The organism is Lentibacillus sp. JNUCC-1 (assembly GCF_009741735.1).
Lineage (GTDB): Bacteria > Bacillota > Bacilli > Bacillales > Amphibacillaceae > Lentibacillus_B.
This window is the reverse complement of sequence record NZ_WHOH01000003.1, coordinates 964,933-977,297: the sequence shown is the minus strand read 5'-3', so window position 1 is coordinate 977,297 and position 12,365 is coordinate 964,933. Positions and strand designations below refer to the sequence as shown.

At 38.6% G+C, this 12,365-nt stretch carries 20 protein-coding genes; 4 read left to right on the top strand and 16 right to left on the bottom strand.

Features of this window, described 5'->3' with window-relative positions:
- Position 1: 1 nt before the first annotated feature.
- From JNUCC1_RS15345 to JNUCC1_RS15290, 13 genes are all read right to left on the bottom strand, one after another.
- Entirely contained in the window at positions 2 to 205 is a 204-nt protein-coding gene (locus JNUCC1_RS15345; protein ID WP_156646253.1) for a hypothetical protein, read from the bottom strand.
- 226 nt (positions 206 to 431) lie between these two features.
- Complete coding sequence (locus JNUCC1_RS18345; protein WP_197431766.1) at positions 432 to 698, bottom strand: hypothetical protein; 267 nt, start codon at positions 696 to 698, stop codon at positions 432 to 434.
- On the bottom strand, positions 695 to 859 hold the full coding sequence (locus JNUCC1_RS15340; protein ID WP_156646251.1) for a hypothetical protein: 165 nt from the start codon (positions 857 to 859) through the stop codon (positions 695 to 697). Before JNUCC1_RS15340 ends, JNUCC1_RS18345 begins: the two co-directional genes overlap by 4 nt.
- A gap of 2 nt (positions 860 to 861) precedes the next feature.
- Positions 862 to 1,674, bottom strand: a complete 813-nt coding sequence (locus JNUCC1_RS15335; RefSeq protein WP_156646249.1) for an ATP-binding protein — start codon at positions 1,672 to 1,674, stop codon at positions 862 to 864.
- Between the two features lie 12 nt (positions 1,675 to 1,686).
- Complete coding sequence (locus tag JNUCC1_RS15330) at positions 1,687 to 2,475, bottom strand: DNA replication protein DnaD (protein WP_156646248.1); 789 nt, start codon at positions 2,473 to 2,475, stop codon at positions 1,687 to 1,689.
- A gap of 69 nt (positions 2,476 to 2,544) precedes the next feature.
- Entirely contained in the window at positions 2,545 to 2,718 is a 174-nt protein-coding gene (locus tag JNUCC1_RS15325; protein ID WP_156646246.1) for a hypothetical protein, read from the bottom strand.
- Positions 2,693 to 3,040 (bottom strand): hypothetical protein, encoded by a 348-nt coding sequence (locus tag JNUCC1_RS15320; RefSeq protein ID WP_156646244.1) that lies wholly within the window; start codon positions 3,038 to 3,040, stop codon positions 2,693 to 2,695. The genes JNUCC1_RS15325 and JNUCC1_RS15320 overlap by 26 nt, the downstream gene beginning before the upstream one ends.
- An 80-nt stretch (positions 3,041 to 3,120) precedes the next feature.
- Positions 3,121 to 3,420 carry a hypothetical protein gene (locus tag JNUCC1_RS15315; RefSeq protein ID WP_156646242.1) on the bottom strand — a complete coding sequence of 100 codons (300 nt, stop codon included), beginning with the start codon at positions 3,418 to 3,420 and terminating at the stop codon, positions 3,121 to 3,123.
- The gene (locus JNUCC1_RS15310) at positions 3,407 to 3,646 is read right to left on the bottom strand and encodes a hypothetical protein (RefSeq protein WP_156646241.1); all 240 of its coding nucleotides are present in this window, start codon (positions 3,644 to 3,646) and stop codon (positions 3,407 to 3,409) included. The genes JNUCC1_RS15315 and JNUCC1_RS15310 overlap by 14 nt, the downstream gene beginning before the upstream one ends.
- On the bottom strand, positions 3,643 to 3,924 hold the full coding sequence (locus JNUCC1_RS15305; protein ID WP_156646240.1) for a helix-turn-helix domain-containing protein: 282 nt from the start codon (positions 3,922 to 3,924) through the stop codon (positions 3,643 to 3,645). Before JNUCC1_RS15305 ends, JNUCC1_RS15310 begins: the two co-directional genes overlap by 4 nt.
- 100 nt (positions 3,925 to 4,024) lie before the next feature.
- Positions 4,025 to 4,321: a hypothetical protein gene (locus JNUCC1_RS15300; protein ID WP_156646239.1), complete on the bottom strand. Its 297-nt coding sequence runs from the start codon at positions 4,319 to 4,321 to the stop codon at positions 4,025 to 4,027.
- The gene (locus tag JNUCC1_RS15295) at positions 4,322 to 5,038 is read right to left on the bottom strand and encodes an ORF6C domain-containing protein (RefSeq protein WP_156646238.1); all 717 of its coding nucleotides are present in this window, start codon (positions 5,036 to 5,038) and stop codon (positions 4,322 to 4,324) included.
- Between the two features lie 11 nt (positions 5,039 to 5,049).
- Positions 5,050 to 5,283 (bottom strand): helix-turn-helix domain-containing protein, encoded by a 234-nt coding sequence (locus tag JNUCC1_RS15290; protein ID WP_197431765.1) that lies wholly within the window; start codon positions 5,281 to 5,283, stop codon positions 5,050 to 5,052.
- 182 nt (positions 5,284 to 5,465) lie between these two features.
- Between JNUCC1_RS15290 and JNUCC1_RS15285 the strand changes: the two genes are divergently transcribed.
- The 4 genes from JNUCC1_RS15285 (at position 5,466) to JNUCC1_RS15270 (ending at position 8,462) form a co-directional block, all read left to right on the top strand.
- On the top strand, positions 5,466 to 5,810 hold the full coding sequence (locus tag JNUCC1_RS15285) for a helix-turn-helix domain-containing protein (protein ID WP_156646236.1): 345 nt from the start codon (positions 5,466 to 5,468) through the stop codon (positions 5,808 to 5,810).
- Between the two features lie 73 nt (positions 5,811 to 5,883).
- On the top strand, positions 5,884 to 6,519 hold the full coding sequence (locus JNUCC1_RS15280) for a hypothetical protein (RefSeq protein ID WP_156646235.1): 636 nt from the start codon (positions 5,884 to 5,886) through the stop codon (positions 6,517 to 6,519).
- A 298-nt stretch (positions 6,520 to 6,817) separates the two neighbouring features.
- Entirely contained in the window at positions 6,818 to 7,306 is a 489-nt protein-coding gene (locus JNUCC1_RS15275) for an ImmA/IrrE family metallo-endopeptidase (RefSeq protein ID WP_197431764.1), read from the top strand.
- Positions 7,272 to 8,462, top strand: coding sequence for a tyrosine-type recombinase/integrase (locus JNUCC1_RS15270; RefSeq protein WP_156646233.1), 1,191 nt, complete (start codon positions 7,272 to 7,274; stop codon positions 8,460 to 8,462). The genes JNUCC1_RS15275 and JNUCC1_RS15270 overlap by 35 nt, the downstream gene beginning before the upstream one ends.
- A gap of 107 nt (positions 8,463 to 8,569) precedes the next feature.
- Here the strand turns inward: JNUCC1_RS15270 and radC are convergent, their stop codons facing one another.
- The 3 genes from radC to JNUCC1_RS15255 all read right to left on the bottom strand — a co-directional run bounded on the left by radC (position 8,570) and on the right by JNUCC1_RS15255 (position 12,333).
- Positions 8,570 to 9,259 carry a RadC family protein gene (gene radC / locus JNUCC1_RS15265; RefSeq protein ID WP_156646232.1) on the bottom strand — a complete coding sequence of 230 codons (690 nt, stop codon included), beginning with the start codon at positions 9,257 to 9,259 and terminating at the stop codon, positions 8,570 to 8,572.
- A 203-nt stretch (positions 9,260 to 9,462) separates the two neighbouring features.
- A complete protein-coding gene (locus tag JNUCC1_RS15260) occupies positions 9,463 to 10,371 on the bottom strand; it encodes a hypothetical protein (RefSeq protein ID WP_156646231.1) in 909 nt (302 codons plus the stop codon).
- Between the two features lie 243 nt (positions 10,372 to 10,614).
- Entirely contained in the window at positions 10,615 to 12,333 is a 1,719-nt protein-coding gene (locus JNUCC1_RS15255; protein ID WP_156646230.1) for a sensor domain-containing diguanylate cyclase, read from the bottom strand.
- Between the last annotated feature and the right edge of the window lie 32 nt (positions 12,334 to 12,365).

Genomic DNA, 12,365 nt, shown 5'->3' with positions numbered 1-12,365 from the left:
CTCACTCCTTCAATTGTTTATCTTTTATCCATACAGCTATAACTTCATTAATGTCAATGTGGAGTGGTCTTTTTTCGTTTGCTCCTTTCCAATTCATAGCCAACAAAGACCCATCATAATTGTTAGTTTGTGTAGTTACTTCATCACATTCAAAGCTGAATTTCTTTCCGTTTTTAAACACTACTGTTGCTGTGACTTTAGCCATTGTCCATCCCCTCACACCCACATTCGTGAATCATTTTGGCTATACCGTTTCGGACGACTACTTTTTTGCAGTCACACAATTGTTCTGTATATATTTTCATCCTAGCTCACTCCTTTTTAAATAAATACAATATAATCAAACCGTTTAGGCTTGCTTTTATAAGTCAAAACTGTCTGCAGCACATCACCATCAGCCGTCTTGTGTGTTTTGATGACGATGTACAGCTTCATTTGCTGTGCTCCGGCAACCTGATCCCTAATGGTTTCATGGGTTTTCCGCTTTTGAATTGATGCAAGATAGCAAGCAGCACCTCGTATGGATCCCGTTTGACTCGTTTTGATATATCAGTGAAATACATGCCCTTGTTGTGTAGTTCCGTGATATTCTGCAGCTGGCGCTTTGATATAGCAAACTCCAAATCTTCAAGCATAATAACGTTGTCGCGAGCTCGCTCTGATTGCAATGTAGACATTCTGTAGGATAGTGTGTTCATGCACTTTCACGTCGCTTCTGTTCATCCAACCATGCCTGCAGCCTTTCCAAATCACTGTTATCAACCTCAAAATCACAATTTGTGTCAGGGCATGGTTCAAATTGAATTCCCCAACTGTGTTCGATTGCCAGCCCACCAGTGCCATTACATGTTTGACACATGATTAAAACCCCCTTCGTCGATAGTCCGGTCCGTCCATTTTGATAATCTCTGTGTTGTCCAAGACTCTTGATAAATTACGTTCGTTCAATTTCGATTCAAGCTGTGAGCTATTTAAGTTTGTTGTAAACACTGTGGGCTTACCTGACCTGCTGTCCAACACTTCAAATATCTTTGTATGCGTCCAGTTGTCTGCTCCATTTTTAAGGTTTGTGTACTCGGTACCGAGATCATCCAGAACAAATAGATCAACTTTTTCAACAAACTCCATAATGTCAGCTTCACTAAATGCTGTGGATCCGTCATAAGTTTGTTTAATCTTGGACATCAGCTTGGGAACTGATAGAAACAAACATGTTAAGCCTTTTTCCATAAGTGACTTGGTGAGCGCGGCGGATAAATGGCTTTTTCCTGTACCATAACCTCCAACCAGTAATAGATTGCCAGATTCATTCTTATCAAAGTCTTGCGCATAATCCATCATCCTGGACTTTGCCTTTTTTAATTCGTCCGTCGTCGGATGATAGCTATTGAAGCTGGCAGATTTTAAAGTCTTATTCATCATCGAGTAATCAGAGAAAAGCTTCTCTATCTTTTTAAACTTGTTGATTTTTCCTTGTTTTATCGCCTGTTCTACAAGCTTTATATCTTCACATTTGCATCCCATGTCCGCGATAATCGTTTCTCCCTTGCGCGGCCCCATTGGGATGACCATTTCCTTACGTTCTACAGAATTCCCGCAGCCTTCGCATTCGAATGTGCCGATGAGTTTCTGTCGCGGCTGGATAAAACCGTTACTATTCTTAATGGCTTGCATGACAGCTACCTCCTAAAATCCATAGTTGTATTTGTCGTTTATCGGAGTAACATTCGGCGGAAGGGATTGTCTGTCTCTTTTCACCTTCATGATTAATCCATCAAAACGTTTTCTGAGTTTAGCAGGAGACAAAACATTAACCATTTCAAACTCGTCTTGCTGCACCCAAGTCATAAGATACTTAACTTGTTTCTCTGTACGCTTATCAATTTCAATCATTTTACGTACGTCATCAGCCCAGTTTTGCAAGTTCGGCTTTTTGTGATTCGGGTTATTGTTTTGAATCTGCTGATAGAAATATAAAGCAAGTTGGTAATATATTGACGTGTCGTCGTAAATTCGTTTACGACTATCTTTCTTCTTGTCATTCTTATCATTCTTATCATTCTTGTTAGGTGTTAGCTGGGTGTTAGCCGCATGTTGGTTGCTTGTTAGTTGCTTGTTAGTTTGCTTGTTAACTTCTTCATCACGTGACTGGTAAAGACCCCAATTAACAATGGTTATGAGCCTGTTTTGGTTGGTTGATTCATCTGTTAGAAAATCATATTTTTTAAATCTATTTAGTGCTGTTCTGACGTTTTGGCGAGACACTCCTTTCCCGCATAATTTGGCTATTTTGTCTATGCTGGTTACAAATTGTCCGGGTTCTGCAGCATATTTTTTGCCTTTGAATTCCCATTCTTTTTTATCGTGATTGGCCATCATGAGAAGTGTTATAAGTATGGTTTTTTGTTCAGTAGTTGACTCTATCCATATGGCTTTATCCATAAGTTCTCGGTGCACTTTTATCCAACCGCGCATTTTACGTTCCTCCCTTTGAAGAATGAATCAGGGATAACTATGATTACATCAGCTATCCCACAATGCCCCTTAAAAAAATTTATTGCTGTCGGAATCAATATTAATGTCCATGGCTCTGCGTGTGGCTAAAATGTATTTCAGTTCTTTGGTGGATCTTCCTTCTGTGTCATAAAATTCATATGCGCTAAGCTGCTGGCAGATATAATCTCGAATGTAATCATCCTGAACCTGAGATGCTTTCACGAATTTCACCTCCAATCAACTCGCAAATATGGTAATAACTAGAAATAACACATGGGAAAACTTCATGTTCTTCAGCTGTTTCAACTTCATAAAAACCGAATTGGTTGTGAGTTACTTTGATGGTTTTGAATGTGACCTCTTGATCCAGCTTCAGAGACGAAAGTTTTTCATAAACCGGATCAATGTCATCTAAAAAATCGTAAATAGTGGCTTGGAGTGTCAAGTTGCCAGTCAGAGGGTTGTGTGGTATGCTTGTCCTATATTCATTAATTTGTGAGCTCACTGTATCGGCAGTGAGTTTTTTATTTGTATATGAATCCATTCCTCGCAACCCCCTAGGCGCTAATTAAAGCAAAATAATTCACTACCAACACAACGATAAACAGCACCAACATCCATTTATCAACGTAGTCCGTCACCGTAAACACTCCTCAACACTTCAAATTGAATCCCTTCTTCATGCATTCTTTTCACCAGTTCGTTATGGTTCCTCAAGAATTTGTCTTCTTCATACTTCTTAGTGCTCATACAAGCTAATTCATTTAAAGACTGGTTCATATCTATCATTCGTTCTTTGGCAGCGTCCATCCGGTTGCTATCAATCAGAAGGACAACATCACACATTAAATCCTTGAAACATCTGTACTCCCTATCTGCACGTCGCCTGTCTTCTATCAAAAAGTGTTTGTTAATATCCAACAACAGTATCTCCTCCCATAAATTCTCGTGAAAAACTGACTGTACGGTACATTTGCATTAAATATGGATTGTTATGCTCGAATTGATTATTTCGCAAAAGGGGAATCCCGTATGCTTGGCGCATATCATCTAGCATGTTGGCCAGTCTTAAATCCTTGTGTGGCGATTTAATGATGGCTTTGTATCGATTCGTTAGTTCTTTCATTTCGCCAAAGGTGATAACCTTCATATAATCCCTCCTAGTAATATTGCTCCAACGAACGTTAAACCACTGTCCATTATGATTTGCATGATACTTACGGCATCAACGCCGCATGTGAATGCGATGAACACCTCTTGCATTTGTGTGACCTGGCACCACTTGATCATGTCATGTGCCTTTAATTCGTATTTGCCGGATTCTAGTCGTGAGACGTTGCTGATTGACATGTGCAGTTCCAGGGCCATATCTTCTTGACTCATACCGGATTGTTTCCGCATCTTCCTCAAGACGGGCCCAAATTCCATTTCTTCACCTCCTTTTTTGCTGTATAAGCAAATTTGCCGTGACAGCAAAGACTTTTCAGTGTTTATGCCATATGATGGAATTACACCTCCTTTCAAATAGCTAGATTGCTCTGTTAAAACTGATCTCTGTCCTATTAGTTGTTTTTGACACCCATTCAAAGAATTGTTTCGTTGGTACTTTAGGATGACCTAGCTCTCGATTAACCGGGAAGTCGGCTCGATTGAATAACTCATTGCACTTAGTCGGGCCGATATCGGTTAATTCCATAAACTGTTTCCTAGTTAACAACGGGGGTAAATCTTGTGCTCGGAGTTCTTCAATTAAAATTGGGACAAGATGGTTTTTTAGCTCCGTAGCAAGTTGTGAAAGTTCATCGGATCCAAAAGTTATTTGCAATTAGATCACCTCCAGCTTTTGTTGACTGTTAAAACTATCAATCTCGATTCTTAAACTGGTAGATGGCTGCCACATTCCGATAAATCTCATACCTTCTTGGAACTGTACTCGTGGCAGTTCGCTATATCTTGGAATTGAAAAATGATCTTTGAAATCCCGCCACAAGGAACTGAATACCTTTTTACTGACTTCCTTGTATGCAGCTGAATCTTTTCCACCCAAGGACTCAATGACAACTTGTGCGCCTTTCTTCTGGATCTTTCTTTCTTGAATTCCATCAATACGCATTGTTTCTTCCAGGTGGGAAATACGTTCATCATGCTTTTCGATCTTTTCATTATGCTCAATTGACAGTTTCATAGAAGCCATTAGCTGTTCTTTATCGGATAATACTTTTGGTTGTTGCTTTTCCATTTCTTCAAATCTGGTTACATATTCAGCTGTGAAAAGCACGCCTTTTTCTCCGGTCATTTTATTGGCTACCATGTCGCACCCTTTTTTGGTTATTAGATAACATGGCATTTCTTTGTTTTGACTGTTTTTATAAGATGATTCGATGAAGAAGTTTTCACTCTGCATTTTTGCAGAGTCCAAATATTTGATGTAAGTTCTCACGCTTCTCATCAATTGGTCGTGAGACCTGTCGATCATAAGTGCGACTTCTCTGCTTTCAGTTACTAGTTGTCCGTTATAGGACACCACTTTAAGTTGATTCATTCGAGAACCTCCTAAATAATTTGTTTTTTACCCGTAATATCTATTTTAGAATATTGATCAGATAAAAAAAGCTTATCCATAGGGATTTCAAGGAGTCTTGCAACCATCATGACCTCTTCGGCTTTGAATTTGTACTGACCTGCTTCTCGTTTATAGTACATTGAAGCATTCGTCAAACCTAGACTAGTAGCCATATCGTTAATGGTGTATCCTTTTAGTTTTCGTTTTTCTTTAATGATTTCCAAGTTGACAATCATGTCTGCACCTCGCTTTCTTTAAATTCCATTTTAGAAATCTTACTTTGAGTATACATATTCGATTTTAGAAAGTCAACAGGTTATATAATCTTTTTTAGAAATTATTATTGATTTCTTTTTTGGAAAGTATAAAATGATTATAAACGTTGTTTTATAAGGGGAAAAACAAAATGGATGTAGGAAAAAGAATACGTGATTTGAGAGACAATAGAGGAATGGAACAACGGGAACTTGCAGAAAAGATCGGTGTTTCTCAAAGCAAAATGAATAAAATAGAAACAGGTTTTCAAAAAAGGATAGAACCAGAAATACTTGTTGATCTATCCAAGACACTGGATGCCACTGTGGACTATATTGTCGGCAATTCCCATCATCCACACCTAACGGAAGAAGAATCATTTGAAGCCTTTATCAAAGACCCTGAACTAATTAGGTGGTATAAAGAAATGCCAAAGTCAGGAGAAGAAAATATTCGAAAGTTACGGAAGATCTGGGAAGCTTTTAAAGACGATTAGGAGAATGTTTTGTAGGTTTACGTGAAAATGTGCGCTTGAGAACACATCACAGTTATTCGAATGAGGTTGAAAAATGACAGAAGAACACAACACAAAATTGGGTTTTAAGGAATATAGGGATTTAACCATTCAGTCAGGGTTAGAATTAATTCCAGTAATTGGTCCAACTCTTTCAACAGCTTATTTCGGACGTAAACAGGAATTACGATTTAAGAGAATAGAAAACTTTTATCAAGAACTGTCTAAGAAAATAAATGAATTAGATTCAAGCATTCAGTTTAAAAATATAAATAACGATAATAAAGATGACATCACATCTATGATTGAAATGTTAAATGATGAGATCGAAAAACAATCCCAACAAAACAAATTAAAGTATTTCATCAATTACTTTATAAATTACATGTCTATAAATAATGAAGACCATTATATTCGATATGATTTGTTTTTTGAAATTCTTAAAGACCTCAGTGTGTCTGATCTCGGCCATTTAAAAAACTTTAGTGAAAATGGTTATACTAGTGGTATTTTACTAACTCGTGACGAAACCAGAGCTAGAATATTTAGATTGAGGAACTATGGCCTATTGGAAATTATAGATTTTTCGAAAAGCATCTCTAAACACTCTGCCGATAACTTTGAAAATAAAAAGATTAGTATCACCCGATTCGGTGATAGTTTTTATGATTTTTGTCTTTCTTCCGTTTAACACTAATTTTGTCTAGTACGAAAATAAAACACATAACTATAATTAATGTTATTAAATGGAGTTCCCAGTGGTTTAATAAAAATTTTACGATAGGCAAATTTATATAATCATTAAAAATAGACATCATTTCAAACCTCCTGACTGAAATAAATTCTTACACTTATTATAACATGATAAGTGTAAGTTATGTTAATGCATTAAATGTATATAAATAAGTTATTACGCGGTGTGCAACATAATGTACACCATATATTTTACAATTAATACGAACATACATTCTATATACAGAGGTGGTAATTTGAACAGAACAGAAAGATTTGTTTTTGGGTTTTATCGATCCTTACGCATTAGTGATCCATGCCAGCTGACGATAGATCATGTATCAAGTGCAATTAAACTTCGTGTGCAATACTGGGATGAAGTCAGTGAGGCTGTGTATTACAAGGGGCGGTATTGTGTGTTTATTGATGAAAGAAAATCACTGCAGCAACAATGGCAAGACTTTGGCCATGAATGCTGCCACATTTTTAATCATGCTGGCAGTCAGACGCATATGAAGTCGTCATTTTTGAGATTACAAGAAGATCAGGCGGAGTATTTCGCCAAACATTTTTGTGTTCCTTGGTTTATGCTCGCGGTTATGAGTGATTTAACAGTGTTTGAAGTTGCAAACGTATTCAATGTAGAACACGATTTTGCTAGAGACAGGCTTGAGATGTACCAAAATAATATTATGGGAGGATTGAGTTTTAATGCGATGCTTTCAAGTGCAACTGAAATCAGGTAAAAAAAGGTGGGAATGTATTGCAGATGGACCACCTCACCCCTCTACAGGTAAGCGTAATCAGATCGCAAGAAGAGGAAGAACAAAAGGTGAAGCTAAACAAAGAGTTCTCGACGAAATTGAACTTCAATCAGCGGGGTTAGACAGAAATGCATCAAAGCACATCACTTTTGATGCTGCTGCTAATATGTGGTATGAAACCTATTCAAAGTCAGGCAAGAAAAACAGTACATTGCTTCGGCGCCGGAAAGAAATAAAAAGTTTGAATCAATATATGGCAAAGCAACTGATCACAGAGGTAACTCACTACTTGTACCAAACAACTATAGACAAACTCGCCAATGACTATGCTGAAACAACAATCAACGGAATACATGATTGTGCTAATCAAATATTTAGGTTCTCTATACGTAATAAATGGATTAAAGAAAATCCGGCTACTGACATTGTGAAGCCTAAGAAACAAAAAACGGTCGAACAAATCAAACAAGATAGCATCAATGAAAAGTATTTCGATCGAGACGAACTGCGTGAATTCTTGACCGCAGCTTCCACTTACGGTTTAAAATACGACAAGGAGCGCTTTTATGCTCTCGCTTTTTCAGGTATGCGCCCCGGAGAGCTGTGTGCCTTACAGAAACACGATTTACTCTTTGAAACGAATGAGATTGACATATCTAAAACCATATACACTGAGACAAATAATATGAAAGATTACGATTTAACACCACCTAAATCATACGGGTCTGTCAGGACCATTAACATGGAGCCGTTTGTCATGGACATGCTTAAAAATGTTATACATGAAAATGACAAGCACAAAATGAAATACAGGAAATTAATCGAGGGCTTTCATGATAAAGATTTTGTGTTTGCCCGACAGAATGGCTATCCATTTTACACCATACAACTTAATATCAGAATGAAACGGTTGCTTAAAAAAACGTCTATAAAAAAACACGCAACACCGCATATTTTTAGGCATACGCATATTTCTATGATGACGGAAGCCGGAATTGATCTGCCTACGATCATGGAAAGAGTTGGCCATGAGGATGCACATACGACCATGCGAATTTACACCCATGTGACAAAAAAGATGAAACGCAAAGCACCCGAAAAATTATCAAATCTATACAAAGAGATACTCCAAAAATAACTTAGTTAAAATTAATGTGATATTTATGTGATATTTTTAATGATTTACAACAACATCACCCTTAGAAACCCCGTTACATCAACATTTTTAATAGAATATAGATAATCTTATAAGTACCCTTTTTCTTTCAGAGAAATAAATTTCCGATCCCCTATAACAATGTGATCAAGCAATTCTATACCAACGAGTTTACCAGATTCAGCTAAGCGTTTTGTCACATGAATGTCTTCGCGTGAGGGTGTCGGGTCGCCTGACGGATGGTTATGAGCGCAGATGATCGAGGCTGCAGATCTTTTTACTGCCTCGCGGAAAACTTCGCGCGGATGGACAATAGAGGCATTTAGGCTTCCGATGAAGATCGTTTTTCGGTGGATCACCTGATTCTTGGTGTCCAAAAATAAAACGACAAAGTGTTCTTGATTCAGATGGCGCATCTCTTCCATCACAAAATCTGCTCCATCTTCCGGGGACCGAATAACATACTTTTCTCCAGGCTTAAATTGATTCATCCGCTGACCAAGTTCAAGTGCTGCCAGAATAACAACGCCCTTTGCATCTCCAATCCCTTTAATTGCGGTGAGTTCTTCAATTGTCGAATTTTTAAGCAATTGTACCCCTTCGAAATGCATCAAAACTCTGTTTGCCAGCGCCATGACAGATTCATTCTTCGTGCCGCTGCCCAGTAGAATCGCCAACAGTTCCTGGTTGGATAAATGTGAGGCTCCAAACTTCAACAGCCGCTCTCTTGGACGTTCGGCTTTAGGTACATCTTTGATCATGACCGATGGTACATTCATTTAACCATCTCCTTTCCATATATACAACATTGTATCCTGACTAGGAAAATTGAACAAATTGACAAAACCTGAATTTATAGCCTGGTTAACCCCGTGAAATTCAATTTCTAACTATGAAAATGATCATTTTGGCAAGGTAACCTTTAAAGAAAAGAAAAAAACAGACAGGTCCTCTGTCTGCTTGCGAACTGCGGTATCTCTAACTATTGAAGCATTGCAGCATTCAATTGTTTCCATACTTCAATCAAAAAGGCCTGCTGCTGGTGTAAAGAGGCGGAATCATTTAAACGCTCAGATTGTAAAACGGCCTCATGAAGCTTATCAAATCGCTCGTCTTGCTTCGGATACGACTTTCCTATGCTCGTCCATTCCTGGCCATTGATCCGCTCGCCCTTACTTGAATGCTCCAGGGATTCTCGCCACTTCTGCTGCAAATTTCCGAGCCATTCTTTCGTCTGTGAGTCTGTATCAACACGCCCCTCTTCGGTTTCCCAGTTCTTCACATAGACTTCGAGTGGGGCGATCTCTGAAACAAGCGCTGAAGCAGCTTCCTCAGTTTGGGCGATCCCCGCAAACAAGTAGACTTGATCGTTTTTATTCCATTTGACAGTTGCTATGCCGGAGCGCTGAAATTGTTCGGCGATGGTGGCAGCATTGTCTGCCTCTGTAAATACACCAGCTTGAAGAACCACCGCTCCCATGGGCTCTAAAGCGAACGCAGTTGTTCCAGGTTTATCACTGTCATTAGCCCCTCCGGCGTCAGCTGAACCAGGGTTAGCATTATTAGTCGACGGCGATACACCACCAGCTTGATCATCTGAAAATCCTCCCATAACAACAAGCATGAAAAAGCCCAGACACAATCCGATCACGACTGCTGATCCTACTGCAATTAAAACGGATTTAACATTGATATTTTGAAAAAGTGTTTTCTTTGGATTGGTATCCTGGGGATTATAAGTCCGCTTATAAACTGGAAGTTCACCCTCTGTCGCTGATTCTAATGCCGCTGCTTGTTCTTCTGAAGGTGCTTCAATTGTACGAGATAATTGCGAATCTCCATCAGAGTGCTGGCCGTTTATATAAAGGTCGATTGGTTGTCTCTCTTTCACTTTGTCCCCTCACTTTACTTGTTTTAGCCAACTCTAGCATATCCCTTTTAAAAAGTAAGACGACTTATGTCGTAACAAACAAAAAGATTTAGACATATTTTGCGGATTGGACTGGTGACAAGAACAAAAGCGGAAACGCCGCTAATGACTCGAGGGGGCATTGCAGTTGACGTGGCCATTGGCAATAGATATTAAAAGCACGGATATTTTTTGAATTTCCTAAACAAATTAAAACAGCCGATATTAAACCGGCTGCAGTTGTTGAAAAACAGCAATTTTATTGCGACCTGTTTCTTTGGCTCCCGTATACAGTGCGCTGTCAGCAAATCTGACCAATGTTGTAAGATCATCACAGTGATCAGGAAAAGCCGCCACACCTATACTTACCGTAACTTGTATTTTAAGAGGACCGCTATCGTTCAGTATATGGTTAGTCATTACAAAAACAGTGTTTGCGATTAACATTCTTAAGCGGTCAGCCTGATCCCGTGCTTGCTCGAGACTGGTTTCAGGCATAAATACAACAAATTCTTCCCCGCCGTACCTAGCTACAAGACCGTCTTTCCCAATAAAAGCTTCCATAATACGAGCAAGTTGCTGCAAAATATCATTCCCAGCTTCATGTCCAAATTGATCATTAATAGGTTTGAAATGGTCCAAATCAAGCACCAATAATGAACATGTCGTATTGGGATCTACTTTAACAGCATATTGCGACAGTTGATTTGAGAAATGGCGGTAATTATATAATCCCGTTAATCCGTCCCGCTCACTTAATTGCTTTTTCTTGTTATAGCTTTGGGCATTCTCTGCTGCCACTCCAAGGTAATTATTTAAAATATCCAAGATCCGCTTATGAAGCGTTTCAAATGTTTTTGGTTTTGCAGAAAACACAGTCACAATACCTACGATTGCATCGTCATACAAAACAGGTACCGCTAGAACACTTTCAATCGGTAAGCTTGTATCAGCCTTAGGGTAAGATTTAGTCCATTCTTTCTTACTTTTAAATAAAAGTGAGTCTCCTGTCTTAAGGACTTCTTCGCTGAATACATCTTTAGATATCTCAAGAGGAATTGCAGTATTATCTTGATAGTAACGAATGCGCTTCAGATGTTTTTCATCTGTAACTTGATAAATACAAGCATGGTCAATCGGCAGCAATTCTTTCATTTCTTGTACAAATACATCATACACGGCATTTGTATCAAGTCGTTTTGTTAATCTGTGACCAATATCCCCAGTTTTCTCAAGCAAATCATTCACATGGTAATAGGAATACAGCAACAGAAAAATAACCGATATAAATGTATACGGGATCCCGACAAGAGGAATTGCAATCCAACCTATTTCCACATACATAATATAAATAATCAAACCGATTGGGATATATAACAGAGAATATACGGATTCCCACCGCATACCATCATCAAATATTTTTCTTTTTTGTTTTAATACAACGAGATCGAGTATGGATATTAAAACTTGATTAAGAACAAACACCGTTATGGCATAGCCGAAGATTGCCGTCCATTCCTGAAACGCACCCAGGCTTTGTGCCATATGAGTCCCGCCCAACAGATTGTAAACAGTCGCAGCCCCAATCGATCCGATTGTAATTAGAATGATGTTTAATGGAATACGATAGATGTCCTTTTTCCCCGTACCAACTCTGGCCAGCACGATCAGTAAAGTTAAAGAACTTAAGACAATTTCAACAAAAAGACCAAACAGAATAAATACGACCAGACTGACACCGTTAACAAAGAACACATTCTGTTGATTAACTGTCATTGGAAAAAGAGCAACCGCTCCCATTAACAAGGCAAACAGGATGATATTCCACGCTTCGCCAGATATATTTATGTAGTAATACGTGTAGGAGAACCATAAGCTAATTGGCCATAAAACAAGCCATACCAACCACAAATTCAACTTCATCCGTTTGCTGAGCTTCTGCATGACCTTCCCCTCCACGCCGCTATTTGTTTATT